A 25440-nucleotide genomic window follows, 5' to 3' on the forward strand; every position below is an offset into this window, starting at 1 on the left:
ATCTCCTACGAGTAGACAAGTTCTTCCTTGCCTGGCCGATACTCACTGATCAAGACCAGTAACTCATTTAAGAATAGCAGACCTTGTGGCGATGCCTGCAGCCTATCGGCATCTTCCACGAGAAGTCCTTTTTCACGGGCCGTAACCAGTCGGGAAAGCAGTGCCTGCGAGCCGCGCCCGGTATGGGCATTCCAGGTCGACAGCGGCACACCCTCCACCAGGCGCAGAGCATTCATGGCAAATTCCAGCGGCAGCTCTCGCTCATCGATATCGCATTGGCCGGCCACGAAACCACGTGGGTCGTTGACCCGGCGTAAATAGGCGTCGGGCAACCGCGATTTCCAGCGACGCTGAATCTGCAGACCATCGCTCCCCGCAACGCTGAGCTTGCCATGGGCTCCGGCCCCGATTCCCAGATAATCACCGAAGTGCCAGTAGTTGCGATTGTGACGCGAGCCGCGACCGGCACGGGAATAGGCGGAAATCTCGTAGCGCTCCAGGCCGGCGGATTCCAGCCGCTCATGTCCCATGTCCTGGATGTCCCACAGGACCTCCTCCAGAGGCAGCTCAGGGGGAAAAGTGTAAAATTCGGTATTGGGCTCCAGAGTCAGCTGATACCAGGACAGATGCTCCGGGGAGAAGGACAGGGCCTGGTCGAGATCGGCCAGCGCCAGCGCCGGCGTCTGTTCGGGAAGACCGTGCATCAGATCGATGTTGAGGTTGTCGAAGCCCGCCTGGCGCGCCTCCTGGATGGCTGCCACGGCATCGTCACCGCCATGGATGCGCCCCAGCGCCGCCAGCTGCACGTCCTGGAAGCTCTGCACTCCCAACGACAGCCGGTTGATCCCCGCCGCTCGATAGGCGGCGAATCGTCCCCGCTCGAGGGTACCGGGATTCGCTTCCAGGGTGATCTCGACATCTGCAGCCAGAGGAAGCCGGTCAGCTACGGCCTGCAGCAATCGCTCGTAGAAGCCGGCCGACATCAGGCTCGGTGTGCCGCCACCGATAAAGATACTCACGAGCTCACGCCCCGCGGCCAGCGGCAGGTCGGCCTCGAGGTCCGCGATCAGCGCCGCGAGGTAGCTCGCCTCGGGCAGCTCGGCGCTGCGCCCGACCCCATGGGAGTTGAAGTCGCAGTAGGGACACTTGCGCACGCACCAGGGCACGTGAATATAAAGCGATAACGGCGGCACTCCGGGTGATGGCGGGGTAGAAACGCTCATCGCTGTCCTTGCCCGTCGTCCATTGCCGTTACCAGCGCCTGCAGGGCCCGCCCCCGGTGGCTGAGCTGATTCTTCAGTTCAGCGGTGAGTTCGGCAGCGCTCGCTCCCTGGTCGGGCAACCAGAAGAGCGGGTCATAGCCGAAGCCCCCCTCACCGCGGGGAGACTTCAGGATCTCGCCTTCCCAACTGCTCTGAACAATCAACGGTACCGGGTCCTCGGCATGCCGCAGCAACACTAGTACGCACCAGTAGCGAGCCCGGCGGCTACCCTCCGGCACCTCGGCCAGGGACGCCAGAAGCCGAGCGTTGTTGCGCGCATCGCTCTTCGGCTCGCCGGCATAGCGTGCGGAATAAATGCCAGGCGCTCCATTCAGGGCATCAACCTCAAGACCGGAATCATCAGCCAGTGCCGGCAGCCCGCTCAGGCGACTGGCTTCTCGAGCCTTGAGCAGGGCATTCTCGACAAAGGTCAGGCCGGTCTCCTCGACATCGGCCACGCCGAAGTCGGCCTGGGGCCTCACATCGAAACCCAGCGGGGAAAGCAGCTGGTGGAACTCGCGCAGCTTGCCGGCATTGCCGCTGGCCAGGACCAGCAGGGCTGGGGTCATGGTCGATTCTCCAGACGGTCAGAATAAGAAATGTGGATAAAGTATAAACAAGTATATGGTTTCGCATGCAGAACCAGGAGACATCGCATATAGAACCGAATTCCTTGTAAGCGGCTCCTAGATCAATCGCACGTGATCCTGAATCAGGCCCGCCAGGGTCTCGGCGGCGTTGTCCGCCGTGGTATCGAGATGCAGCAGGTGAAGGCGTTCCTCGTCGCCAAAGGCCTCGATGTCGGCTTGCTGAGACGCCAATATGGCGAGACTCTGCTCGACCGGAACGCCATGGCGCCGAGCGCGCTTCTCTATGCGCCGGCGCAAGGTGGCTTCATCGGCCTCGAAGCTGACCAGCAGCACCGGCAGACCCCGGGCCTCGGCCTGCTGGCGCAGGAGGTCGCGTTGCTCTCGTTTGAGGAAGGTGCCATCGACGCAGGTCGGAAATCCTGCCTCCAGCAGCGTGCCGGCACATTCGGCCAGTCGACGATAGGTCTGCTCTGTGGCCTCCGGCGTAAACATATCCACAGAAGGTTCCATCACAACCTGCTGTGGATCGATGCCATGCAGTCGTCGACGCTCCACATCCGAACAGAGTCGCACGGCCCCCAGGCGACCGACCAGAGTCCGGGTGAAGCGGCTCTTGCCACTGCCCGAGACGCCGATGCCGATGATCAACGGAGGGAAGCGGAACTCGGCATAGGCCTCGGCCAGGTCCAGATAGGCACGACACTCCCGCATGGTCTCGGCCAGCAGGGCAGGGCGTTCGCCATCCTCACCGGCCGCCTGATGACGCTGCAAGGCTCGTCGTGCGCCCGCCAGGGCCTCGACGACACGAAAGACGGAGAGCAATCGAGCCAGGTCGTAATCCCCGGATTGGCGCAGGTAGCCATCGAGGGCCCGGCGAGCCAGTCCGCTTTCGCCGTGGGCCTCCAGTCCCACCAGCAGTGCGGCCAGGTCGCTACCCGGATCGACGAGATCATCGATCCCGGGACCCTGGAGATCGCGGCCGATGGCGTTGGCCAGCAATATACGACCCTGGTGGAAGAGCCGACTATCGGGATGCGCGGCGGCCCAGCTGGATGCCAGCAGGCGCTCCCGACGCGCCAGAAAAAACGGCGCCAGACGCTCGAGATCCTGGTCCAACCACTGTTGGAGACAGGCCAGACGCTGGCGATCCTCCTCGCCGGGGAGCAGCGACTCGAGGGCCGCCACGTCTCCTTCGAATCGCTTCCTGAAGGCGACCAGCCCGACATTGGAGGGGCAGGCCTCGCCGAGCGAGTGCCGATGGAAGGCCACAAGCCGATCGACCAGCTCCTCCAGCTGCAGTACCTCCTCAGGGGCCGCATGTTCGACATCTGTGTGGCGCATCAAGGTGCCTCCCAGTATGGAGAGTGGAGTCTCAGGCCTGCTGCATCACCCAGAATGCCTTCTCGGCACCATCCAGGGTCAGCTGGATATCCTCCGGGGCATGGGCACTGGACATGAAGCCGGCCTCGAAGGCAGACGGCGCCAGATAGACCCCCTGATCGAGCATCAGGGAGAAGAAGCGACGGAAGGCATCGGCGTCGCAGGCGGTGGTCTGGGCAAAGTTGTCGACTCGGCTCTGGCCCGTGAAGAAGACCCCAAACATGCCGCCGGCACGCTGGGTGATCATGTCGATTCCCGCGGCATCGGCTCTTTCCTGGAGACCATGGCAAAGGGTCTCGACCCGCTGCGCCAGGGCGTCGTGGAAGCCGGGCTGGCGAAGTTTCCCGAGCAGAGTGATGCCGGCAGCCATGGCCAGTGGATTGCCGGCGAGGGTGCCAGCCTGATAGACGGGGCCAAGTGGCGAGATCATCTCCATGATCTCGCGACGACCACCAAAGGCGCCCACCGGCATGCCACCGCCGACGATCTTGCCCAGGCAGGTGAGATCCGGCTCGATGCCGTAGTGGGCCTGAGCCCCCCCCATCGCCACACGGAAGCCGGTCATCACCTCGTCGAAAATCAGCACGCTGCCATGCTGGTCGCAGACACGGCGCAGGGTCTCCAGAAAGCCCGGCTGCGGCGGTATGCAATTCATGTTGCCGGCCACAGGCTCGACGATGATGCACGCCACCTCGCTGCCAATCTCCTCGAAGCACTGTTCCACGGCATCCAGATCGTTGTACGAGAGGGTCACGGTGTGCTCGGCCAGCGAGGCCGGCACCCCCGGGGAACTGGGCTCACCGTGGGTCAGGGCACCCGAGCCGGCCTTGACCAGCAATGAGTCGGAGTGGCCATGGTAGTTGCCCTCGAACTTGACGATCTTGTCGCGGCCGGTATAGCCCCGTGCCAGGCGGATCGCCGACATGGTGGCCTCGGTGCCGGAATTGACCATGCGCACCATCTCGATGCTGGGGATCATCTCGCAGATCAAGTCGGCCATGGTGGTCTCGATGGCCGTGGGGGTACCGAAGGAGAGGCCGTTATCGAGCCGCTCGCGCACCGCTTCCAGCACTTCGGGATCGGCATGGCCGGTGATCATGGGCCCCCAGGAGCCGACATAATCGACATAGCGCTTGCCCTCCACATCGAAGAGATAGGCGCCCTGGGCACGCTCCATGAACACCGGAGGACGGTCCATCCCCTTGAAGGCGCGAACCGGCGAGTTGACCCCGCCAGGAATGTGGCGGCAGGCCTGCTCGAAGAGCTGTGCGGATGTGGTCATGTCAACCTCTTGCCCTGTAGATACATGCCCGACCAGGCGGGCTTGTGGATAGTTTCCTGGATAACCTCGTGATAGCCGGTGAACCGACAGTGAATCTCGTCGAATGACACCTGTCTGCTCCTCTGCTTGATTCGCCCCATTCTCGTCTGCCGGAGAGTCGATGACCAGCCCGTCGGGTCATCCCGGCGGGGTAGCGGCATTGATGGTGAGGAAGGAGGGTATGGCCGGCAACTGCCAGAGACGCCGTGGTAGCCACTGAGCATGTCCCGGTTGCCAGCCGCGAGCCAGCGCCTGCCAGGTGAAAGCCTGCGCCTGCTCACAGGCCGTGACCAGTGACTCGCCCGCCGCCAGGCGCGCCGCCAGTGCGCTCGCCAGGGTACAGCCGGAACCGTGGAAACTCCCCGCGAGTCGCGGCCAGGTCCACTGTCGGCTGACGTCAGGCGCATGCAGGGTATGCTCCACCCGATCCGCCGGCACCCGTCCCGCGGGGTGGTCGGTGCCGGTGACCAGCAGCGACTGGCAGCCCAGAGACATCAGCCTCACCGCTCGCTCGGTGTCATCGCGGAATTCGGCCCCGGCCAGCCGGGCCAGTTCCTGTCGGTTGGGGGTCAGAATATCCACAAGCGGCAGCAAATGGAGACGCATGGCATCGATGAGCTCGGCTGTGGACAAGTCACTGCCTCCACCGGCCCTGAGCACCGGATCCACCACCACCGGAACCCCCGGCCGGTGCCGCAGGATATCCACCACCGCATCCAGCAAGATGCCATCCGGTATCAGGCCGATCTTGATGGCGGCAATCTCGAACTCATCCAGGGCCGCCACCATGGCAACCAGGTCATCGGCTGGCACGGGCCTCACCGTCCTCACGTCCCGGCAGTTCTGCACCGTCAGCGCCGTGGGCACGGTCAACGCCCAGCCGCCGCAGGCAGCCACCGCCTCGCTGTCGGCGACCAGACCGGCACCACCAGTGGGATCGTGGCCGGCCAACACCAGCACAGTAGGCAAATGAGGCTTCAGTTCACGGGTCTCGGCCATCAGAACGGCTTCAACACGGCCAGGAAGATGATCAGCAGCAGGGCGATCACCGGCAGCTCGTTGAACCAGCGAAAGAACACATGCCCGCGTCGGCAGCGCGATTCGGCAAACTGTTTCAGATAGATCAAGCAGATGTGGTGATATCCCACCAGCAGTGCGACCAGCAACAGCTTGGCATGGATCCAACCCTGGGTGAGCCAGGAAGGACTGAGCACCAACAGTGCACCACCGAACAGCAGCACGGCGATCATCGACGGGGTCATGATCCCGCGATAGAGCTTGCGCTCCATCACCAGAAAATGGTCGATGGCCTGCTGCTCTCCCTTGTCCCGCGCCATGGCGTGGTAGACGTAAAGGCGGGGCAGATAGAACAGGGCAGCAAACCAGGTCACCATGGCCACCAGGTGCAGGGCCTTCATCCACAGATACATGACGACTCCTCAGCCGTGGGTCGATTCGGAAAAGCGGTAATAGCGCTCGATGGCATCACGGGTGATGATACCCGAAATCCGTTTCTGCTTCGGCCGGTGACCGTGCTCCACATAGAGAGCATCCAGGGCCTTGTCGTTGAGTCGCTCGAAAGCCTCGGAGAGCGTTGCCTGCAGGTGGATCGGTGCCATGTCCAGGCGCTGGCCGGGGATCTCGAGCAAATCCAGCAAGGCGCTATCGTTCTCCGACCCAAGCTGGTCGTGCTCCAGTAGCCAGCGGGCCAGGTCGGCTGCCTTGAGCGCCAGAGTCGGCTTGTCGTCCCTGGAACGCTCGATCAGCACCCAGACAGGATTGGAATTGAGGAGAGCGCTGGCCTGATCACGCGTCACCATGCGCGAGGTACGCACCAGATTGCGTTCCATCACCGCCGGCACGGATACCCGGGACAGAGCCTGCATCAGTGGCTGCTGAAGCGGATGCTGTCCCGAACGGGTCTGGGTGAGGAAGAAGCCCTGACTGCGTCCCAGCTGCCGCGCCGTGAGGCTGGCCACCACCACTGCCAGCATGCCCGGCATGATGATGCCTGGAGTGTGCGTGAGCTCGAGCAGCGCCATCAGGGCCGCCAGGGGAGCCTGCAGCACGGCACCCATCATCGCTGCCATGCCCAGCAAGGCATAGACCTCGGGTTCCGAGGCTCCTACCGGTAACAACGCCTGGCCTGCCAGGCCGCACAAGGCACCGGCCGCCCCGCCGACCACCAGGATGGGGCCGATGACGCTGACCGGGATACCGCATGCCACGCTGAAGGCGGTCAGCAACAACTTGCCGATCGCCACCACCAGCAGAACATCCACTGCGGCGGTGCCACCCAGCGCCATCTGCAGGGTGTCGTAGCCCATTCCCTGTACTTCGGGGTACCACCAGGCCACGCCCGCTACCGCCAGCGCCGCCAGGGCGAAGCGCAACGCCATCGGCAACCGCTGAAGCCGTTCGTGCCCTCGGGCCACTCGTACGAAAAGTGCCGCTAACAGGCCGATAAGCAGGGCGCTGGCCAGGATCCAGGGAATATCCAGCAAGGACTTAAGGTGCAGGTCGGGAATGCCGATGGCGGGTTCGGCACCATAGACCAGTTGGGCCACTACGGCGCCCATGGACGAGGCCAGGATCACCGGCATGAAACCGATGATCGTGTACTCCATCATCACCACTTCCATGGCGAAGATGACCCCGGCGATAGGCGTATTGAACGAGGCCGAAATGCCCGCAGCCGTTCCGCAAGCCACCAATACCCTCAGGCTGTTATGGGGCAGCCGCAAGTATTGCCCCAGGCCGGTCGAGGCCGCCGCCCCAAGGTGGATAGCCGGTCCCTCACGGCCTGCGGAGAGACCACCGATCACCGACACCACGCCAACCCACCATTGGGTCAGCCAGTTGCGCAACGGAAAGCGTCCCTGATGGTAGGTCAATCGGTCGATGACGTGGATCACGCCGATACGCCGTCCTCTGGGAGGCTGATGAAAAAGCCACACACCGATCAGGGCCGCCGCGACCAGGGGCATCAGCACTCGCAGGACCGATGGCAGCGCCTCGAAGGCCTCGGGATCGCCGTCGGGAAACAGCAGAATGCCACCCAGTGACAGCAGCAGGCGGAACACCACCATCAGCCCACCTGTCACAAGACCCGACAGCACACCCAGTACGCAGAGCTGAGGCAGGGCATCGACATTGGCCAACTGGCGACGAAAGCCTTCCAGGCTGAAGTCGGGTAGCGAGAGACGCGGCACGGCGACGCTCCTGTTCGGCCTTGCTGGGGAAGACCCGCCAGACTGGGCCTGGGTAGGTCACGTTTCTCTTGTGTATCATATCCGCAGCCATAGGTCCCAGCGTCACGTCAACAACCCCAGGAGGCCATCATGATCAAGGTCGGAATCGTCGGCGGCACCGGTTATACCGGCGTCGAACTGCTCAGGCTACTGGCCCGTCATCCCGACGTGGCAGTAGATGCCATCACCTCTCGCTCCGAGGCCGGCATCGCCGTCAGCGAGCTATACCCCAACCTGCGCGGTCACTACGACGACCTGGCCTTCAGCGAACCCGATGCCGACCGACTGGCACGCTGCGATGCCGTGTTCTTCGCCACGCCCCATGGCGTGGCTCACGCACTCGCCGGTGAGCTGCTCGAAAGAGGGACCCGGGTCATCGACCTCTCGGCCGACTTCCGGCTGCGCGACGACGAGGAGTGGGCCCGCTGGTATGACCAACCTCACGGGGCCCCCGAGTTGCTCGGCGAAGCGGTCTATGGCCTGCCCGAGGTCAATCGTGAGCGCATTCGCCAGGCACGGCTAGTCGCCGTACCCGGATGCTATCCCACCGCCGTGCAGCTGGGCCTGCTGCCACTGCTGGAGGCGGAACTGATCGATGCCGACCAAATCATCGCCGACTGCAAATCCGGCGTCACCGGTGCCGGCCGCGGTGCCAAGGTCCCCTCCTTGCTGGCAGAAGCCAGCGAATCCATGAAGGCCTATGGCGCTTCGGGCCACCGCCACCTTCCGGAAATTCGCCAGGGGCTGGCCGATGCCGCTGGGCGCCCTGTTGGCCTGACCTTCGTGCCTCATCTGACACCGATGATCCGCGGTATCCACGCCACGCTGTACGGCCGCTTGACCGCTGACCCCGACGACCTCCAGGCGCTCTTCGAGCGGCGCTTCGCCAACGAACCCTTCGTCGACGTGATGCCGCCCGGCAGCCACCCCGAAACACGCAGCGTAAAAGGATCCAACTTCTGCCGCCTGGCGATCCACCGTCCCGGTAACGGCGACACCGTGGTGGTCCTCTCGGTAATCGACAATCTCGTCAAGGGCGCCTCGGGTCAGGCCGTGCACAACCTCAACCTGATGTTCGACCTCGACGAGCTGGCCGGCCTCGACGCTCCAGCCATCATGCCCTAGTGGCACGACTCAAATCCAAACACCCAAGGGCGCCGGGGGAAGGGCATCCCCAACAAAGTTGACCCTTTTGCTAGGGATTGTGGATAATCCCCCTTTGCAAGACATTCATCGATCCAGGGGAGGTCACCCATGAGTGGTGCCGCATCCTTCGTTCCCACCCCCTTGATGCTCTCGGATGGGGCCCGTGCCCGTCTCGCAGCACTCATCGAGGAACAGGACAACCCCCGGCTGAAGCTGCGGGTCTACGTCACCGGCGGAGGCTGCTCGGGCTTCCAGTACGGTTTTGACTTCGCCGAGGAGATCGCCGACGACGACACCCTCGTCGAGTTCGGGGAAGTGGCCTTGGTGGTCGACCCGCTCTCCTACCAGTACCTGGTCGGCTCCACAGTCGACTACGAGGAGGGGCTTGCCGGTGCCCGCTTCCTGGTCCAGAACCCCAACGCTACCACCACCTGCGGCTGCGGTGCCTCTTTCATGGTATGACCGCCAGCGTTAGCTCAACGGCGACAGAACGCTCTTCCTTCCACTTGACGCTTCCCCGGGAACTCGCCATGGTTTAAGGCGTACTCCACAAACAACTTCTTCCATGGGGAACCCTATGAAACGTCAACTGAAGACCGCCTCTCTAGCTGCCAGCATCGCTTTCGGGCTGGGGCTCTCCGGTGCGGCAAGCGCCGATAACCACGTTCTCGAGGTCGTCACCGACCCAAGCTTCGTGCCCTTCGAAATGCTGGACACCGAGACCGGCGAGATGATCGGTTTCGACATGGATATCCTCCAGGAGATATCCGAACGTGCGGGCTTCGAGTACAACCTGCGCACGATGGATTTCAACGGCATCATTCCCGCCGTGCAGACCGGAAACGTCAACATGGCGATTGCCGGCATCACCATCACCGAGGAACGCGAGAAGATCGTCGACTTCTCCGACCCCTACTACGACAGTGGTTTGCGCATTCTGGTGAGCGCCAACGACGACAGCGTCCAGGAACTGGAAGACCTGGAAGGCAAGAAGATCGGCACCAAGATCGGCTCTACCAGCTATGACTTCCTGGAGGAGAACTTGGGCGACGAGGCCGACATCACCCCCTACCCGGGCAGCAGCGACATGTACATGGCCCTTTTGGGCGGTAGTGTCGATGCCGTGTTCTATGACGCCCCCAATGTCGGCTATTTTGCCCAGAGCCGCGGTGAAGGCCGGGTCAAGGTCGTAGGAAATCTCTACGAGGGCCAGCAGTACGGCATCGCCTTGGCGGAAGGTAGCGAGTGGGTCGAGCCGGTCAACGAGGCCCTGGCCGCCATGAAGGAAGATGGCACCTACGACGAGATTCACGCCAAGTGGTTCGGTAGCGCCAGCGACGAATAACGCTTCGCCTTGTGATCACGGGGCCGGGCACTCGACCCGGCCCCGTTGCGTTATGCAACCGGCACGCTCCCCCCTGTCGTCATCCTTGTGTCTTGACGGAGAAACCTTGTGGACGTCACCTTCCAATTCGACTGGCAGGCGGCCTTTGGCTCCATTCCCCACCTGCTTCCGGGGATTCCCTACACCCTGCTGATCTCCTTCGCGGGACTGGCCATCGGCTTCATCATAGGCATCATCTTCGGCCTGCTGCGCATCAGCCCCTTCGCCTGGCTGCGGGTTCCCGCAATCACCTATATCGAGATCTTCCGTGGCACCCCGGTACTGGTCCAGGTGCTGTTCATTTTCTACGGCCTGCCTCAGTTGCTGGGCGGGCCGATCAATGCCCTGGTGGCCGGCATCGCCGCCATCGCGGTCAACTCCGGCGCTTACATCTCCGAGATCGTCCGCGGCGGCGTGCAGTCCATTGACCGTGGCCAGAAGGAGGCCGGTCTCTCGCTCGGACTCTCCCGACGCCAGACCTTCCGCTACATCATCTGGCCCCAGGCCTTCCGGCGCATGATCCCGGCCCTCGGCAACCAGGGCATCATCAGCATCAAGGACACCTCGCTGTTCTCGGTGATCGGGGTCGGCGAGCTGGTCCGTCAGGGTCAGGTCTACATCGCCACCACCTTCACCGCCCTGGAGGTCTACCTGATGGTCGCCATGCTCTATCTGGCGATCACGCTCACCCTGTCGCTGGTGCTACGCATCATCGAAAGCAGGGGTCTGGCCGGACAATAAGGAAAGCGCGACATGAACCATGACAAGTCCCCTTCCGACGCCCACCCCATCGTGCGCCTCGACAAGGTGAACAAGTTCTTCGGCGATCTGCATGTGCTGAAAGACATCAACCTGGAGGTCTCACCCGGGGAGGTCGTTGTGATCGTCGGTGCCAGCGGCTCGGGCAAGTCGACGCTGATCCGCTGCATCAATGGCCTCGAGGAGTTCCAGCAGGGCCATATCGAAGTCGATGGCAACGAGTTGCTGCCCCATGGCAAGGCCGGTAAGGCATTGCAGAAAATCCGCACCGAGGTCGGCATGGTCTTCCAGCAGTTCAACCTATTCCCGCACCTGAGCGTGCTCGACAACGTCACTCTGGCGCCCATGAAGGTCCGCGGCTGGAGCCGCCTGGACGCCATAGAAACGGCCGAGCGGTTGCTCGAGCGAGTGGGTATCAGTGACCAGGCGGCCAAGCATCCCGGGCAACTATCGGGCGGTCAGCAGCAACGTGTGGCACTGGCACGCGCCCTGGCGATGGAGCCTCGCCTGATGCTGTTCGACGAGCCGACCTCGGCGCTCGACCCTGAAATGATCGGTGAGGTCCTCGATGCCATGCGCAAGCTGGCGGGAGAGGGCATGACCATGATGATCGTGACCCATGAGATGGGCTTCGCCCGGGAAGTTGCCGACCGGGTGATCTTCATCCACCAAGGCGAGATCGCCGAGGAGGGGCCGCCCGAAGAAGTTCTGGATCGTCCCCGCAACAAGCCCACCCAGCAGTTCCTGTCGAGGGTACTCAAGCACTGATTCAACTCTTATCGCGCGTCTCGCAAAGGCCCTGTCGTTATCGACAGGGCCTTTTTTTGGTTGTGGACAAAAAAATTGGGAAACCAGGCCCGAGTCGCCTGCAGCACCCATCATACGGGGCAATGGACGAATCGTGTCGGTTGTTCACCGTCACGGTAACAAGCCAGGTAGCCAGCGGTGGACAAGCCGTGTTCGAAGCGAGCTGTGGATAAGCGAGCTTTCCGTCCACAGCCTCCTGACACCTCATGCGCAGGCAGTCACCCTCTTTTCCGATCAGCAGTCAACAATGTAAAGCATTGAAAAAATACAGATTTATTCGGTTATCCACGGAAAATGTCCACACCAGTAGTTACTACCACAACAGAACTTCTTTTATATATTCTATTTTATTGTTTAGGAGTGGAGAGCTGGTGGGTGATTCATGAGATCAGGTGTGGAAAACCCTGACGATTACCCACAGGAGGTTTATACTGGCTCGCTGATTTCCACTCATGACTGCAATATCGGCGCATTGCGCCGTGAGGTGACCCTTGGAGTATCCCGAGCGCTTTGACGTCATCGTCATCGGCGGCGGCCATGCCGGAACCGAAGCCGCCCTGGCCTCGGCCCGCATGGGCTGCCGGACCCTTCTGCTGACCCACAACATCGAGACCCTCGGCCAGATGTCCTGCAATCCCGCCATCGGCGGGATCGGCAAGAGTCACCTGGTCAAGGAAATCGATGCCCTGGGCGGTGCCATGGGGCTGGCAACCGACCTGGGCGGCATCCAGTTTCGTGTTCTGAATGCCCGCAAGGGGCCGGCGGTACGTGCCACTCGTGCCCAGGCCGATCGCATTCGCTACAAGGCGGCAATTCGCAGCATGCTGGAGACGCAGGCCAATCTGACGCTCTTCCAGCAAGCGGCAGGTGACCTGATCGTCGAGGGCGATACCGTGCGCGGCGTGGTCACCGAGACCGGCATCCGCCTCCTGGCCGAGAGCGTGGTGCTGTGCACCGGAACCTTCCTGGGTGGGGTGATTCATATCGGCCTCGACACCAGCCGTGGCGGTCGCGCCGGTGATCCGCCCTCCAATGCCCTGGCCGAACGGCTGCGAGCGCTGCCGTTCAGGGTCGATCGCCTCAAGACGGGCACGCCACCGCGGCTCGATGCCAAGAGCGTTGATTTCTCGCATCTCGAAGAGCAACCCGGTGACAGTCCGACACCGGTGATGTCTTACCTCGGCAACCGCCAGATGCACCCTAGGCAGGTCAGCTGCCACATCGCGCACACCAACGAGCGCACCCACGACATCATCCTCGCCAACCTGGATCGTTCGCCGATGTACTCGGGAGTGATCGAAGGGATCGGGCCGCGTTACTGCCCCTCCATCGAGGACAAGGTGCATCGCTTTGCCGACAAGGCGAGTCACCAGGTGTTCATCGAGCCGGAAGGGCTCGATACCCACGAGCTCTATCCCAATGGCATCTCCACTTCGCTGCCTTTCGATGTTCAGTTGCAGGTGGTTCGTTCCATCGCGGGGCTGGAGAACGTCCATATCACTCGGCCGGGCTACGCCATCGAGTACGATTTCTTCGATCCTCGGGACCTGCGTCACTCCCTCGAAACCAAGTTTATCCACAACCTGTATTTCGCTGGCCAGATCAATGGCACCACCGGCTATGAGGAGGCGGGGGCTCAGGGGCTGCTGGCCGGGCTCAATGCCGCTCGGCGGGCCCGCGGGCTGGATGCCTGGACACCACGGCGCGATGAAGCCTACCTGGGCGTGCTGGTCGATGATCTGATCACCCTGGGAACCAAGGAGCCCTACCGCATGTTCACCTCGCGGGCCGAATACCGCTTGCTGCTGCGCGAGGACAACGCCGACATGCGTCTCACCGAGACCGGTCGCGAACTGGGACTGGTGGACGATACCCGCTGGTCGGCTTTTGCGGCCAAGCGCGAGGCGGTGGAGCGCGAGAGTGCGCGGCTCCGGGCCAGCTGGGTGCAACCGAGTACTCCCGCGGCTGCTCGCGTCGAGGCCAGGACCGGCACGCCGTTGGCCCGAGAATACAGTTTGATGGACCTGCTGCGGCGCCCGGAGCTTGCCTATGGTGACCTCGCTGAGCTGCCCGACATGGAAGGGCAAGCGGTTGAGGACGAGGCGGTGGCCGACCAGGTGCAGATCCAGGCCAAGTACCAGGGCTACATCGAGCGACAGCAGAACGAGATCGACAAGCTCAAGCGCCACGAGGCCACGCCGCTGCCGGCCGACCTCGACTACCGGTGCGTCGAGGGGCTTTCCAACGAGATTCGTCAGAAGCTCGAGGAGACACGTCCCGAAACATTGGCCCAAGCAGGACGCATCTCCGGCGTGACCCCGGCGGCGGTCTCGATCCTGCTGATCCACCTAAAGAAGCGACGGCTACTCGACGACGGCCGGGCGGCCAGCGCATGACGACCGCCGAGCAGACCCCCGAGGCGCGCCTCGATAGCGGGCTGGAAGCGTTGGGCATCGCCGTGGATGACGAGCAGCGTCGTCAGCTGCTGGCGTTGGTGGCGCTGTTGCACAAGTGGAATCGCGCCTATAACCTCACCGCGGTACGCACGCCGGAGGAGATGGTGATCCGTCACATCCTCGACAGTGCCGCGGTGCTGCCTTTCGTCAAGGGAACGCAACTGCTCGACGTGGGCTCTGGACCGGGCTTACCTGGCCTGGTGCTTGCGATTCTCGAGCCGACGCTTTCAGTCACGCTAGTCGACAGCAACGGTAAGAAGGTACGCTTCCAGCGCCAGGCCGTGATGGAGTTGGGCCTTGGCAACGTCACGCCAGTACAGGCCAGGGTCGAAGCCTTCGAGCCCATCGCCGGGGGCTATGCCCAGGTAATCTCGCGGGCCTTTTCGAGCCTGGGCGATTTCATCGCACTGACCGTGCGCCTGGTGGAACCGGGCGGTGAATGGCTGGCCATGAAGGGGCCCGCCGTGGATGATGAATTGGCCGACCTTCCCGAGGAGATCGTCGTGGCAGCACGACACGACCTTGCGGTGCCCTTCCAGAACGGCGGTCGACAGCTCGTAATCCTTCGGCACCGGAACGTGACCCAGGCCTGACCCAGATGCGTCTGTTTCCCCAGCAAGGGAGTTGCCAGTGACCAAGATCATAGCCTTGACCAACCAGAAAGGCGGGGTGGGCAAGACCACTACTGCCGTCAATCTTGCCGCCAGCCTGGCGTCGCTGGATCGCCGCGTGTTGCTTGTCGACCTTGATCCCCAGGGCCATGCCACCATGGGCAGCGGCGCCGACAAGCATGATCTGGATGGCAGTGTGCTGGACGTGGTGCTGGGCGAGAAGCGTCCCACCGAGGTGATCCTCGACTGCCCCCAGGCGGGCTATGCGTTGCTGCCCGGCAATGGCGACCTGACCGCCGCCGAGGTGGAACTGCTCGACCGCCGCGAGGGCCGTGAGCGTTGTCTGGTGAAGGCCCTGGACGAGGTAGCCGGCGAATATGACGTGGTGTTGATCGACTGCCCACCGTCGCTGAACATGCTCACCGTTAATGCCCTGACGGCCGCCGATGGTGTGTTGATTCCGCTTCAGTGCGAGTTCTACGCCCTCGAAGGGCTATCGGCGCTGCTCGATACCGTGGAGCAGATCAAGGACAGCGTTAACCCACAGATCGAGATCTACGGGATCCTGCGCACCATGTTCGATGCTCGCAACAGCCTCACCCGCGATGTCAGCAAGCAACTGCGCGACTACTTCGGCGATGCACTGCTCAAGACCACCATTCCGCGCAACGTACGGGTCGCCGAGGCCCCGAGTCACGGCTTGCCGGTGACCAAGTACGCCCGCTTCTCGCGCGGCAGCCAGGCCCACCGGGTGCTGGCCAAGGAACTGATCCGGCGACTGTCTCTGTAGGCTGTCCGCCGATACTGCTGGTAGTGATGAGGGAATGTCGATGACGCGTAAACGCGCCCTGGGACGCGGCCTGGATGCTCTGATCGGTGCCAATGCCCGCCGTCATGAAAGCCTTGATCTGCCCGAGGTCGATACGTCCGAGGCCACACCGGTCGCGGATCCCTCGGACAAACCCGCCGAAGAGCGCCTCGAACGGCTTCCGCTGGGGCAGCTCTCCCGCGGCAAGTACCAGCCGCGTCGTGACATCCAGCCAGAGGCTCTGGAGGAACTGGCCGATTCGATTCGCGCCCAGGGCGTGATGCAGCCCATCGTGGTTCGTCCCGTCGGTGAGGCGCGCTACGAGATCATCGCCGGCGAGCGTCGCTGGCGCGCTGCCCAACTCGCCGAACTCGACGTCATTCCCGCGGTGATTCGCGAGGTCACCGACGAGGTAGCGCTGGCCCTGGCACTGATCGAGAACATCCAGCGCGAGGACCTCAATCCCGTCGAGGAGGCGATGGCCCTCAAGCGCCTCCTCGAGGAGTTCGCCCTGACCCAGCAGCAGGTAGCCGATGCCGTGGGCCGCTCCCGTGCCCAGGTGGCCAACCTGCTGCGGCTGCTGACGCTGGACCCCGAGGTGCAGACGCTGCTCGAGCGCGGTGATCTGGACATGGGCCACGCCCGGGCGCTGCTGGCGCTGTCCGGGGCACGCCAGCGCAAGGCGGCTCATGAGGTGGTCAACAAGGATCTCACGGTTCGTGACACCGAGGCGTTGGTCAAGCGGCTGGCCAGCGGTGCACCCGCCAAGCCGCAGCGCGAGGCACCATCCGCGGATGTGGCCGGATTGGAGACGCGTCTCGCCGAGGTACTCGGGGCGCCCGTGAAAATCCAGCACGGCCGCGGTGGCAAGGGACGAGTGACCATCCGCTACGCCAGCCTCGACGAGCTTGACGGTATCCTGGAGCATATCCGATGAAACGCTCGACCATGGGCCGCCCTCGGCGCTGTCGTCAACGTGTACCCCTTTGGTCGAAGATGGATGCCATATCGCCGGAATCACCGACACTCCGGTTGAAGGGGCCGGGGGGGTTCCTTATAATCCGCGGTTGTTTGCCTATGGGTCTGAGCCCGATGCGAGAGGCATGGCGAGTGATGCATGGCTAGCCTTGCGGCGATGCAACGGCGACCGAATTATCGCCGACTGTTGCAAGCTCAGGCGGGAGTAGTCATCGTCGTCACGCTCCTTGCCCTAGCGACAGGCGGGCAGAAGGCAGCCATATCGGCAGTGACCGGCGGGCTGGTTTGTCTTCTTCCAAATCTGTTTTTCATATGGCGACTCGGCGTACTGGGAAGCCGCCGGCAAGCAAGGCGCTTCGTGTCCAGCTTCTATCGGGCCGAAGCGGGCAAGCTCGGTTTGACGGTGACACTGTTCGCCCTGGTGTTCGTGTCAGTGCCCCCCTCAAACCTGGCTTTTTTCTTTGGCGCATACGTGGCGGTCCACTTCATGCACTGGCTGGCTCCCTGGCTGTTGCGTGGATGACCGACCCCAACGAGAGGCAGATCCATGGCTGGTAACAACCCCTCGCCGACCGAGTATATTCAGCACCACCTGCAGAATCTGACCTTCGGCTATCACCCCGAAAACGGCTGGTCGATGGCGCACTCTGCCGCCGAAGCCCAGGAAATGGGTTTCTGGGCTCTGCACCTGGACACCATGGGCTGGTCCATCGCCATGGGCGTGCTGTTCATCTGGTTGTTCCGCAAGGCCGGCAAGGTAGCGACCACCGGAGTCCCCGGCACATTGCAGAACATCGTCGAGATGGTCTTCGAGTTCGTCGAGAATACCGTTCACGGCGCTTTCCACGGTCGCAACCCGGTAATTGCCCCGCTGGCCCTGACATTGTTTGTCTGGATCTTCCTGATGAACCTGCTCAAGTTGATCCCCGTGGACTATGTGCCCGAGATCTTCCTTCGCCTCGGCGTCGATTACATGAAGATGGTGCCGACCACCGATCCCAACGCGACGTTGGGTATGGCATTTGGCGTCTTCCTGCTGATCATCTTCTATAACCTCAAGGTCAAGGGCGTCGGCGGCTTCGCCAAGGAACTTTCCCTGACCCCGTTCAATCACTGGTCGCTGATCCCGTTCAACCTGGTTCTCGAGATCATCGGCCTGCTGGTCAAGCCGCTTGGTCTCGGTCTGCGTCTCTTCGGCAACATGTTTGCCGGCGAGGTGATCTTCATCCTCATTGCCCTGCTGCCGTTCTGGGTGATGTGGACGCTGAACGTGCCCTGGGCGATATTCCATATCCTGGTCATCAGCCTTCAGGCCTTCATCTTCACCGTGCTGTCCGTCGTCTACCTGAGCCAGGCGCACGAACATCACTGAAACGCGCAACACTTGATCAACCCTCAACCTTGAAACTCAACTCGAGAAACTAGGAGCACCACCATGGAACTCGTCTACATTGCTGCCTCACTCATGATCGGTCTGGGCGCCCTGGGCACCGGTATTGGCTTTGCCATCCTCGGCGGAAAGCTGCTGGAATCCACCGCACGGCAACCGGAGCTGGGTGATCAGCTGCAGACCAAGACCTTCCTGATGGCCGGCCTGCTCGACGCCGTGCCGATGATCGGTGTGGGTATCGCGATGTACCTGATCTTCGTTGTTGCCGGTTAACGTGCTGCATACCGGGCGCACCGCGCTCGGTTTGCCTGTTTCCGGTCGCCACGAACACGTCAGAGGTACATCCCTGTGAATATCAACATGACGCTTATCGGGCAGACGATCGCCTTCGCGATCTTTGTCTGGTTCTGCATAAAGTTTGTGTGGCCGCCGATCAGCAATGCGCTCCACGAACGTCAGCGCAAGATCGCCGATGGCCTCGATGCGGCCAGCCGGGCTTCACGTGATCTCGAGCTTGCCCAGGAAAGGGCGGATGCTACCCTTCGCGAAAGCAAGGAGCAGGCTTCCCAGATCCTCGAGCAGGCCAACAAGCGCTCCTCGCAGATGATAGAGGAAGCTCGTGAGCAGGCCCGCGCCGAAGGTGAGCGTATCGTGGCTTCCGCGCGTGCCGAGATCGACCAGGAAGTCCAGCGTGCTAAGGATGACCTGCGCGCCCAGGTGTCGCATCTGGCGATTTCCGGGGCCGAGCGGGTTCTTGAAGCCTCCGTCGACGAGAAGGCACATCGCAAGCTGCTCGACAAGCTTGCGGCCGAACTGTGAGGAGGTGACCCATGGCGGAACTGTCTACCGTCGCACGACCCTATGCCAAGGCAGCGTTTGACTACGCCCATGATCAGCAGGCACTGGATGCCTGGTCCGAGTGGCTTGTCACGTTGGGTCGCGTCGTCGCTGTACGTGATGTCGAGAAGCTTCTGACCCATCCGGGCCTGGCTGCCGAGCGCAAGGTCGCTCTGCTGCTGGAACTGGCGGAAGCCGACATCGACGAGGCGTCGCGTCGCTTCCTTGATACCCTGGGCGAGAAGGGCCGCCTGCCGGCTCTGCCGGCTATTGCCGAACAGTTCGAGCGGCTGCGCGCAGAGGTCGAGAGGCGCGTCGATGTCACCGTGGTTTCGGCCTATCCGCTCGACGACGATCAGCAGAACAAGCTCGCCGGTGCGCTCCAGAAGCGCCTGAATCGTGAAATCTCCATTACCACTCAGGTGGACTCCGCGCTTCTCGGTGGTGTCATCCTGCGTACCGGCGACACCGTCATCGACGGGTCGGTACGCGGTCGACTGACACGCCTCTCCGAAGCCCTTACCGCTTGAGTCTGAGGGACATGGCATGCAGCAACTGAATCCTTCCGAGATCAGCGACATCATCAAACAGCGTATCGAGAAGCTGGATGTCGCATCCGAAGCCCGCAATCAGGGCACCATCGTCAGCGTCTCCGACGGTATCGTGAAAGTTCACGGTCTCGAGGATGCGATGTTCGGTGAAATGATCGAGTTCCCCGGCAGCATCTTCGGCATGGTGCTCAACCTCGAGCGCGACTCCGTGGGTGCCGTGGTGCTGGGCGACTACCTGCAGCTCGAAGAGGGCATGACCGCCCAGTGTACCGGCCGTATCCTCGAGGTGCCGGTGGGACCCGAGCTGGCCGGCCGCGTGGTCGATGCCCTGGGCAACCCCATCGATGGCAAGGGCGAGATCAACACCAAGTTGACCGATGCGGTAGAGAAGGTCGCCCCCGGCGTCATCACTCGCCAGTCTGTTGACCAGCCGGTACAGACCGGTCTCAAGTCCATCGATGCCATGGTGCCGATCGGCCGCGGTCAGCGTGAGCTGATCATCGGTGATCGCCAGATTGGTAAATCGGCCATCGCCATCGATGCGATCATCAACCAGAAAGGCAAGGACATCACCTGCGTCTACGTGGCCATCGGCCAGAAGCAGTCGACCATTGCCAACGTGGTGCGCAAGCTCGAGGAGCACGGCGCGATGGAGCACACCATCGTGGTCGCTGCCGGTGCCGCTGACCCAGCTCCGATGCAGTTCCTCGCGGCCTATTCCGGTTGCACCATGGGTGAGTACTTCCGCGACCGCGGTGAAGACGCGCTGATTGTCTACGATGACCTCTCTAAGCAGGCCGTTGCCTATCGCCAGGTCTCCCTGCTGCTGCGTCGTCCGCCGGGCCGCGAAGCTTATCCGGGTGACGTCTTCTACCTGCACTCCCGTCTTCTTGAGCGTGCCGCTCGTGTGAACGTCGACTATGTCGAAAAGTTCACCAATGGTGAGGTCAAGGGCAAGACCGGCTCACTGACGGCCCTGCCGATCATCGAGACCCAGGGCGGTGACGTCTCGGCGTTCGTGCCGACCAACGTGATCTCCATCACCGATGGTCAGATCTTCCTCGAGACCGACCTGTTCAACTCGGGCATCCGTCCGGCCATTAACGCCGGCCTTTCGGTTTCCCGTGTGGGCGGTTCGGCCCAGACGAAGATCATCAAGAAGCTCGGCGGCAGTGTGCGTCTGGCCCTGGCCCAGTACCGCGAGCTGGCGGCCTTCGCCCAGTTCGCCTCCGATCTGGATGAAGCCACCCGCAAGCAACTGGAACACGGTCAGCGCGTCACCGAGCTGATGAAGCAGAACCAGTACTCGCCGATGTCCGTGGCCGAAATGGCCCTCTCACTGTATGCCGCTAACGAGGGCTACCTGGATGAGGTAGAGGTCAACAAGGTGTTGGACTTCGAGCGCGCACTGCGTGACTTCATGAAGGCCGAATACGCCGAGTTGCTCGACAAGATCAACCAGACCGGCGACTACAACGACGAGATCCAGCAAGGGCTGAAAGAGGGTCTCGACAAGTTCAAGGCGACTCAGAGCTGGTAATCCCGTTGGCTCGTCCCGTTTGCGGGATGGGCCTGGAGCTTTCTGAGTGCCACGAACGGAGTAGATCGCTATGGCAGCTGCAAAAGAGATACGCACCCAGATCGGGAGCATCAAGAACACGCAGAAGATCACCAGCGCCATGGAAATGGTCGCGGCGTCGAAGATGCGCAAGGCTCAGGACCTGATGAAGGCCAGCCAGCCGTACGCGCGTCAGATCCGCAATGTGGTCTCACATGTCGCCGATGCCAACCCGGAATACCGTCACCCCTGGATGGTCGAGCGTGACGCCAAGCGGGTCGGCTATATCGTGGTATCCACCGACCGCGGCCTGTGTGGCGGCCTGAACGTGAACATGTTCAAGGCCGTGGTAACGGATGCCAAGGCGTGGCGCGACCAGGGGGCGGAGCTCGACTTCTGTGCCCTGGGCAGCAAGGCCGGCAGCTTCTTCAAGAGTTACGGGGGCAACCTCGTCGCCGCGAAGAGCGGCCTGGGCGAGTCGCCCGAGGTCGAGGACCTGATCGGTAGCGTCAAGGTCATGCTGGATGCCTATGACGAGGGCGAGCTGGACCGCCTGTACGTGGTGTACAACGAATTCATCAACACCATGACGCAGAAGCCGGTGGTCCGCCAGCTGTTGCCTCTGTCGCCCGACATGGGTGCGGAATCGCACGACGAAGAAGACACGCGTCCCGGTAGCTGGGACTACCTGTATGAGCCGGATGCCAAGGCGCTGTTGGATAGCCTGCTGGTGCGTTTCATTGAATCGCAGGTCTACCAGGCGGTGGTCGAGAACGGGGCCTGCGAGCAGGCCGCGCGGATGATCGCCATGAAGAGTGCCACCGACAACGCCGGCAATCTGATCGACGACCTGGAGATGGTCTACAACAAGGCCCGTCAGGCGGCCATTACCCAGGAAATCTCCGAGATCGTCGGTGGTGCCGCCGCCGTATAGCGCCAGGGGAGGCCATGGCCCTCCCGGCATGCAGGTTTCATTTTCAGGTATTTGAGAGGAACCAAGATGAGCGGACGTATCGTACAAATCATCGGCGCGGTGATTGACGTAGAGTTTCCGCGGGACGATGTTCCCAAGGTCTACGACGCGCTGAAGGTCTCGGATGTCGAGACAATTCTCGAGACTCAGCAGCAGCTGGGTGACGGTGTGGTGCGTACCATCGCTATGGGCTCCACCGAAGGGCTAAAGCGGGGCATGGACGTCACCAACACCGGTGCGGCCATCTCCGTGCCGGTAGGCAAGGAGACGCTGGGTCGCATCATGAACGTGCTCGGCGAGCCCATCGATGAGGTGGGCGAGATCGGCGAGCAGGAGCGTATGCCGATCCACCGTAAGGCTCCAGGCTATGCCGATCAGGCAGTCTCCAACGAATTGCTGGAGACCGGTATCAAGGTCATCGACCTGGTCTGCCCGTTCGCCAAGGGCGGCAAGGTTGGCCTGTTCGGCGGTGCGGGTGTCGGCAAGACCGTCAACATGATGGAGCTGATCCGCAACATCGCCACCGAGCACAGTGGCTACTCGGTCTTCGCGGGTGTCGGCGAGCGTACCCGTGAGGGTAACGACTTCTACCACGAGATGACCGAGTCCAACGTCATCGACAAGGTGTCACTGGTCTACGGCCAGATGAACGAGCCGCCCGGCAACCGCCTGCGCGTGGCCCTGACCGGCCTGACCATCGCCGAGAAGTTCCGCGACGATGGCCGCGACGTGCTGCTGTTCGTCGACAACATCTACCGCTACACCCTGGCCGGTACTGAGGTTTCCGCCCTGCTGGGCCGGATGCCCTCTGCGGTGGGCTATCAGCCGACGCTGGCCGAGGAGATGGGTGTACTCCAGGAGCGCATCACCTCCACCAAGACCGGCTCGATCACCTCCGTGCAGGCCGTCTACGTGCCCGCGGACGACCTCACAGACCCGTCGCCGGCAACTACGTTCTCGCACCTGGACGCTACCGTGGTACTGGCGCGTTCGATTGCCGAGCTCGGCATCTATCCGGCCATCGACCCGCTGGACTCCACCTCGCGTCAGTTGGACCCGCTGGTCGTGGGTGATGAGCACTACAACACCGCCCGCGGCGTGCAGAACGTGCTGCAGCGCTACAAGGAGCTCAAGGACATCATCGCGATCCTGGGCATGGACGAGCTGTCCGACGAGGACAAGCTGGCCGTGTACCGGGCGCGCAAGATCCAGCGCTTCCTGTCGCAGCCGTTCTTCGTCGCCGAGGTGTTCACCGGTGCGCCCGGCAAGTATGTGTCCCTGAAGGACACCATCCGCGGCTTCCAGGGCATCCTCGACGGTGAGTACGACGAGCTGCCGGAACAGGCCTTCTACATGGTCGGCACTATCGACGAGGCCGTCGAGAAAGCCAACCAGATGAAGTAATCCCGTCTACCTGGGAGACGTCGTCATGACGAAAAGCTTCAAGTGCGAGATCGTCAGCGCCGAGGAGGGTATCTTCTCCGGCGAGATCGAGCGGATCATCGCCACCGGTCGCATGGGCGAGTTGGGGATTCTTCCCGGCCACGCACCGCTGCTGACCGAGCTCAAGCCCGGGCCGGTGCGCGTGCTTCATAATGGCGGTCAGGAGGAGAACTACTACGTCTCGGGAGGCTTCCTGGAAGTCCAGCCCGAGGTGGTGACCATCCTGGCCGACGCAGCCACCCGTGCTCATGACATCGATGAAGCAGCGGCTGAAGAGGCACGCCAGCAGGCGCTGAAGAACTTGAGCGACAAGTCCGCCGAGCTGGACTACACACGTGCCTCGGCCGAACTGGCCGAAGCCGTGGCTCAGCTGCGTACCATTCAGCAACTGCGCAAGAAGGCCGGCAAGGGCTGATCCAGCCTTGAGCCGTCGACTGCGCCCCCCGCACCCAGCGTCCGGGGGGCGTTGTTGTCTCTGGTCGTCGCCTCATCGTCTTCTCGCTCTCTTTCCGGCCGATGACACGGCACTCACAGGAAGATAACCATGTCCCTCGACGATACCGTGCAGCCGTATCGTACGGCTCTTTTGGCTGCCCTGGAGGAAGAAGACACCGAGCGTCTGGATAACCTGTTGCGCGAGCTGCGTTCGGCGGATATCGGCGAAATCGTCGAGGACGCCCTGGAGGAGGACGAGCTCGGCCTGCCAGTAGCCCTGGCGCTGCTCGACAGTTTGCCCCTCGAGCGGCGTGCCAATGTGCTGGGCTATCTGCCCGGTGATGAGCAGCGAGCCGTCACCGAGGCGATGGAGGACAAGGCGCTGCTGCTGCTGCTCGAGGAGATGGGCTCCGACGAGCGGACCGACCTCTTCAAGGTGCTGGACGAGAATCGTCGCGAGGCACTGCTGCGGCGCATGGCCCACCGCGAGCGTGAGGAGCTCAAGCGGCTGGCCAGCTACGAGGAGGGCACCGCCGGAGCGATAATGACCGCGGACTACGTGGCCATCCCGACGGGGATGACGGTCTCCCGCGCCTTGATGCGGGTGAGGCAGACGGCCCCGGATGCCGAAACGGTCTACCAACTGTATATCATCGACGCGGAGGGACGCCTCGCCGGTACCCTGTCGCTGCGCCAGCTGATGGTCGCGCCTCCTGGGGCGCTGATCGACGACATGATGATCAAGGACGTGATCTGCACGGGCGTAGACGAGGTCCAGGAAGAGGTGGCACGAACCGTTGCCCGCTACGATCTGCTTGCCTTGCCGGTTGTCGATGCAGATCGTCGTCTAGTGGGCATCGTCACCCACGACGATGCCATGGACGTGGTCGAGTCCGAGGCCACCGAGGATATCCACAAGGGGATGTCCATCGGCGCGCTGGAGGATGGAGTCAGCCGAGTGCCACTGTGGAGCCTCTACCGCAAGCGCGTCACCTGGCTGGTGTTGCTGGTGTTCGCCAATCTCTTCTCCGGGGCCGGTATCGCCTATTTCGAGGAGACGATTGCCGCCCAAGTGGCCCTAGTATTTTTCCTGCCGCTGCTGATCGGCAGCGGCGGCAATGCCGGGGCCCAGGCCGCGACCCTTATGGTGCGTGGCATGGCCACCGGCGACGTGGGTGTCAAGGACTGGGGCAAGATGCTGGGCCGCGAACTGCTGGTGGCCGGCTCACTGGGGCTGACCATGGCGCTCGCCGTGGCGCCCATCGGGGTGATGCGTGGCGGCGAGGCGGTGGCGATGGTGGTGGCCATGAGCATGGTGATCATCGTGCTGTTCGGCAGCCTGTTGGGCATGTGCCTGCCCTTCGTGCTCGACCGCCTGGGCTGGGACCCGGCCACCGCTTCGGCACCGCTGGTGACCACCCTGATAGACGCCTCCGGCGTACTGATCTATTTCAGTATTGCCACTGCCCTGCTGTCGGGAGTCTGAGCCCCTGATAGCGG

The 25440-nt window shown here is 62.7% G+C and carries 26 protein-coding genes; 19 read left to right on the forward strand and 7 right to left on the reverse strand.

Translation table 11 applies throughout. From position 1 onward, the window contains the following. Positions 1–5 precede the first annotated feature (5 nt). The 7 genes from hemW to U5L98_RS02235 all read right to left on the reverse strand — a co-directional run bounded on the left by hemW (position 6) and on the right by U5L98_RS02235 (position 7765). A complete protein-coding gene (hemW, locus tag U5L98_RS02205; protein WP_322556717.1) occupies positions 6–1223 on the reverse strand; it encodes a radical SAM family heme chaperone HemW in 1218 nt (405 codons plus the stop codon). Further along, positions 1220–1831 carry an RdgB/HAM1 family non-canonical purine NTP pyrophosphatase gene (gene rdgB / locus U5L98_RS02210; protein WP_322556718.1) on the reverse strand — a complete coding sequence of 204 codons (612 nt, stop codon included), beginning with the start codon at positions 1829–1831 and terminating at the stop codon, positions 1220–1222. The genes hemW and rdgB overlap by 4 nt, the downstream gene beginning before the upstream one ends. 117 nt (positions 1832–1948) lie before the next feature. After that, positions 1949–3193 carry an AAA family ATPase gene (locus U5L98_RS02215; RefSeq protein WP_322556719.1) on the reverse strand — a complete coding sequence of 415 codons (1245 nt, stop codon included), beginning with the start codon at positions 3191–3193 and terminating at the stop codon, positions 1949–1951. 31 nt (positions 3194–3224) lie between these two features. Next, complete coding sequence (hemL, locus tag U5L98_RS02220) at positions 3225–4514, reverse strand: glutamate-1-semialdehyde 2,1-aminomutase (protein WP_322556720.1); 1290 nt, start codon at positions 4512–4514, stop codon at positions 3225–3227. Between the two features lie 177 nt (positions 4515–4691). Next, entirely contained in the window at positions 4692–5552 is an 861-nt protein-coding gene (locus tag U5L98_RS02225) for a hydroxymethylpyrimidine/phosphomethylpyrimidine kinase (RefSeq protein ID WP_322556721.1), read from the reverse strand. Then, positions 5552–5983, reverse strand: coding sequence for a protoporphyrinogen oxidase HemJ (gene hemJ / locus U5L98_RS02230; RefSeq protein ID WP_322556722.1), 432 nt, complete (start codon positions 5981–5983; stop codon positions 5552–5554). Before hemJ ends, U5L98_RS02225 begins: the two co-directional genes overlap by 1 nt. A 9-nt stretch (positions 5984–5992) precedes the next feature. Continuing rightward, positions 5993–7765 carry a chloride channel protein gene (locus tag U5L98_RS02235; protein ID WP_322556723.1) on the reverse strand — a complete coding sequence of 591 codons (1773 nt, stop codon included), beginning with the start codon at positions 7763–7765 and terminating at the stop codon, positions 5993–5995. A gap of 129 nt (positions 7766–7894) precedes the next feature. Here U5L98_RS02235 and argC point away from each other — a divergent pair, with 129 nt between their 5' ends. From argC to mgtE, 19 genes are all read left to right on the forward strand, one after another. After that, complete coding sequence (argC, locus tag U5L98_RS02240) at positions 7895–8929, forward strand: N-acetyl-gamma-glutamyl-phosphate reductase (protein WP_322556724.1); 1035 nt, start codon at positions 7895–7897, stop codon at positions 8927–8929. 129 nt (positions 8930–9058) lie between these two features. After that, positions 9059–9412 (forward strand): iron-sulfur cluster insertion protein ErpA, encoded by a 354-nt coding sequence (gene erpA / locus U5L98_RS02245; protein ID WP_322556725.1) that lies wholly within the window; start codon positions 9059–9061, stop codon positions 9410–9412. 115 nt (positions 9413–9527) lie between these two features. Beyond that, on the forward strand, positions 9528–10295 hold the full coding sequence (locus U5L98_RS02250) for a transporter substrate-binding domain-containing protein (protein WP_322556726.1): 768 nt from the start codon (positions 9528–9530) through the stop codon (positions 10293–10295). A 108-nt stretch (positions 10296–10403) separates the two neighbouring features. Then, positions 10404–11075: an amino acid ABC transporter permease gene (locus tag U5L98_RS02255; RefSeq protein ID WP_322556727.1), complete on the forward strand. Its 672-nt coding sequence runs from the start codon at positions 10404–10406 to the stop codon at positions 11073–11075. Positions 11076–11087: 12 nt separating this feature from the next. Next, positions 11088–11861: an amino acid ABC transporter ATP-binding protein gene (locus tag U5L98_RS02260; RefSeq protein ID WP_322556728.1), complete on the forward strand. Its 774-nt coding sequence runs from the start codon at positions 11088–11090 to the stop codon at positions 11859–11861. Positions 11862–12391: 530 nt separating this feature from the next. Further along, positions 12392–14296 carry a tRNA uridine-5-carboxymethylaminomethyl(34) synthesis enzyme MnmG gene (gene mnmG / locus U5L98_RS02265; protein ID WP_322556729.1) on the forward strand — a complete coding sequence of 635 codons (1905 nt, stop codon included), beginning with the start codon at positions 12392–12394 and terminating at the stop codon, positions 14294–14296. Beyond that, complete coding sequence (rsmG, locus tag U5L98_RS02270) at positions 14293–14949, forward strand: 16S rRNA (guanine(527)-N(7))-methyltransferase RsmG (RefSeq protein ID WP_322556730.1); 657 nt, start codon at positions 14293–14295, stop codon at positions 14947–14949. The genes mnmG and rsmG overlap by 4 nt, the downstream gene beginning before the upstream one ends. Before the next feature lie 37 nt (positions 14950–14986). After that, on the forward strand, positions 14987–15757 hold the full coding sequence (locus U5L98_RS02275) for a ParA family protein (protein WP_322556731.1): 771 nt from the start codon (positions 14987–14989) through the stop codon (positions 15755–15757). A gap of 40 nt (positions 15758–15797) precedes the next feature. Further along, positions 15798–16712, forward strand: coding sequence for a ParB/RepB/Spo0J family partition protein (locus tag U5L98_RS02280; RefSeq protein WP_322556732.1), 915 nt, complete (start codon positions 15798–15800; stop codon positions 16710–16712). A 180-nt stretch (positions 16713–16892) separates the two neighbouring features. Further along, complete coding sequence (locus U5L98_RS02285) at positions 16893–17276, forward strand: ATP synthase subunit I (RefSeq protein WP_322556733.1); 384 nt, start codon at positions 16893–16895, stop codon at positions 17274–17276. Positions 17277–17300: 24 nt separating this feature from the next. Continuing rightward, complete coding sequence (atpB, locus tag U5L98_RS02290) at positions 17301–18125, forward strand: F0F1 ATP synthase subunit A (protein ID WP_322556734.1); 825 nt, start codon at positions 17301–17303, stop codon at positions 18123–18125. Between the two features lie 63 nt (positions 18126–18188). Then, positions 18189–18416 (forward strand): F0F1 ATP synthase subunit C, encoded by a 228-nt coding sequence (gene atpE / locus U5L98_RS02295; RefSeq protein WP_023006402.1) that lies wholly within the window; start codon positions 18189–18191, stop codon positions 18414–18416. Positions 18417–18491: 75 nt separating this feature from the next. Next, positions 18492–18962 (forward strand): F0F1 ATP synthase subunit B, encoded by a 471-nt coding sequence (locus U5L98_RS02300; protein ID WP_322556735.1) that lies wholly within the window; start codon positions 18492–18494, stop codon positions 18960–18962. An 11-nt stretch (positions 18963–18973) separates the two neighbouring features. Further along, positions 18974–19510 (forward strand): F0F1 ATP synthase subunit delta, encoded by a 537-nt coding sequence (locus tag U5L98_RS02305; RefSeq protein ID WP_322556736.1) that lies wholly within the window; start codon positions 18974–18976, stop codon positions 19508–19510. 16 nt (positions 19511–19526) lie between these two features. Further along, entirely contained in the window at positions 19527–21071 is a 1545-nt protein-coding gene (gene atpA, locus U5L98_RS02310; RefSeq protein ID WP_322556737.1) for a F0F1 ATP synthase subunit alpha, read from the forward strand. A 70-nt stretch (positions 21072–21141) separates the two neighbouring features. Further along, a complete protein-coding gene (gene atpG / locus U5L98_RS02315) occupies positions 21142–22023 on the forward strand; it encodes a F0F1 ATP synthase subunit gamma (protein WP_322556738.1) in 882 nt (293 codons plus the stop codon). Between the two features lie 66 nt (positions 22024–22089). After that, a complete protein-coding gene (gene atpD, locus U5L98_RS02320) occupies positions 22090–23466 on the forward strand; it encodes a F0F1 ATP synthase subunit beta (RefSeq protein ID WP_322556739.1) in 1377 nt (458 codons plus the stop codon). 25 nt (positions 23467–23491) lie between these two features. Beyond that, on the forward strand, positions 23492–23920 hold the full coding sequence (locus tag U5L98_RS02325; RefSeq protein ID WP_322556740.1) for a F0F1 ATP synthase subunit epsilon: 429 nt from the start codon (positions 23492–23494) through the stop codon (positions 23918–23920). 129 nt (positions 23921–24049) lie between these two features. Next, positions 24050–25426, forward strand: a complete 1377-nt coding sequence (mgtE, locus tag U5L98_RS02330; protein ID WP_322556741.1) for a magnesium transporter — start codon at positions 24050–24052, stop codon at positions 25424–25426. Positions 25427–25440: the final 14 nt, after the last annotated feature.

Origin of the sequence: Halomonas sp. (genome assembly GCF_034520545.1) — a bacterium.
Taxonomy (GTDB): domain Bacteria; phylum Pseudomonadota; class Gammaproteobacteria; order Pseudomonadales; family Halomonadaceae; genus Halomonas.

Bases quoted from the DNA above. Each gene is read 5' to 3' on its own strand.
- hemW (WP_322556717.1), bottom strand. From the start codon at position 1,223: ATGAGCGTTTCTACCCCGCCATCACCCGGAGTGCCGCCGTTATCGCTT.
- erpA (WP_322556725.1), top strand. From the start codon at position 9,059: ATGAGTGGTGCCGCATCCTTCGTTCCCACCCCCTTGATGCTCTCGGAT.
- atpB (WP_322556734.1), top strand. From the start codon at position 17,301: ATGGCTGGTAACAACCCCTCGCCGACCGAGTATATTCAGCACCACCTG.
- atpA (WP_322556737.1), top strand. From the start codon at position 19,527: ATGCAGCAACTGAATCCTTCCGAGATCAGCGACATCATCAAACAGCGT.
- U5L98_RS02285 (WP_322556733.1), top strand. From the start codon at position 16,893: ATGGCTAGCCTTGCGGCGATGCAACGGCGACCGAATTATCGCCGACTG.
- U5L98_RS02305 (WP_322556736.1), top strand. From the start codon at position 18,974: ATGGCGGAACTGTCTACCGTCGCACGACCCTATGCCAAGGCAGCGTTT.
- rsmG (WP_322556730.1), top strand. From the start codon at position 14,293: ATGACGACCGCCGAGCAGACCCCCGAGGCGCGCCTCGATAGCGGGCTG.
- mgtE (WP_322556741.1), top strand. From the start codon at position 24,050: ATGTCCCTCGACGATACCGTGCAGCCGTATCGTACGGCTCTTTTGGCT.
- rdgB (WP_322556718.1), bottom strand. From the start codon at position 1,831: ATGACCCCAGCCCTGCTGGTCCTGGCCAGCGGCAATGCCGGCAAGCTG.
- atpG (WP_322556738.1), top strand. From the start codon at position 21,142: ATGGCAGCTGCAAAAGAGATACGCACCCAGATCGGGAGCATCAAGAAC.
- U5L98_RS02260 (WP_322556728.1), top strand. From the start codon at position 11,088: ATGAACCATGACAAGTCCCCTTCCGACGCCCACCCCATCGTGCGCCTC.
- U5L98_RS02325 (WP_322556740.1), top strand. From the start codon at position 23,492: ATGACGAAAAGCTTCAAGTGCGAGATCGTCAGCGCCGAGGAGGGTATC.
- U5L98_RS02225 (WP_322556721.1), bottom strand. From the start codon at position 5,552: ATGGCCGAGACCCGTGAACTGAAGCCTCATTTGCCTACTGTGCTGGTG.
- argC (WP_322556724.1), top strand. From the start codon at position 7,895: ATGATCAAGGTCGGAATCGTCGGCGGCACCGGTTATACCGGCGTCGAA.
- hemL (WP_322556720.1), bottom strand. From the start codon at position 4,514: ATGACCACATCCGCACAGCTCTTCGAGCAGGCCTGCCGCCACATTCCT.
- U5L98_RS02215 (WP_322556719.1), bottom strand. From the start codon at position 3,193: ATGCGCCACACAGATGTCGAACATGCGGCCCCTGAGGAGGTACTGCAG.
- atpE (WP_023006402.1), top strand. From the start codon at position 18,189: ATGGAACTCGTCTACATTGCTGCCTCACTCATGATCGGTCTGGGCGCC.
- atpD (WP_322556739.1), top strand. From the start codon at position 22,090: ATGAGCGGACGTATCGTACAAATCATCGGCGCGGTGATTGACGTAGAG.
- U5L98_RS02250 (WP_322556726.1), top strand. From the start codon at position 9,528: ATGAAACGTCAACTGAAGACCGCCTCTCTAGCTGCCAGCATCGCTTTC.
- U5L98_RS02280 (WP_322556732.1), top strand. From the start codon at position 15,798: ATGACGCGTAAACGCGCCCTGGGACGCGGCCTGGATGCTCTGATCGGT.
- hemJ (WP_322556722.1), bottom strand. From the start codon at position 5,983: ATGTATCTGTGGATGAAGGCCCTGCACCTGGTGGCCATGGTGACCTGG.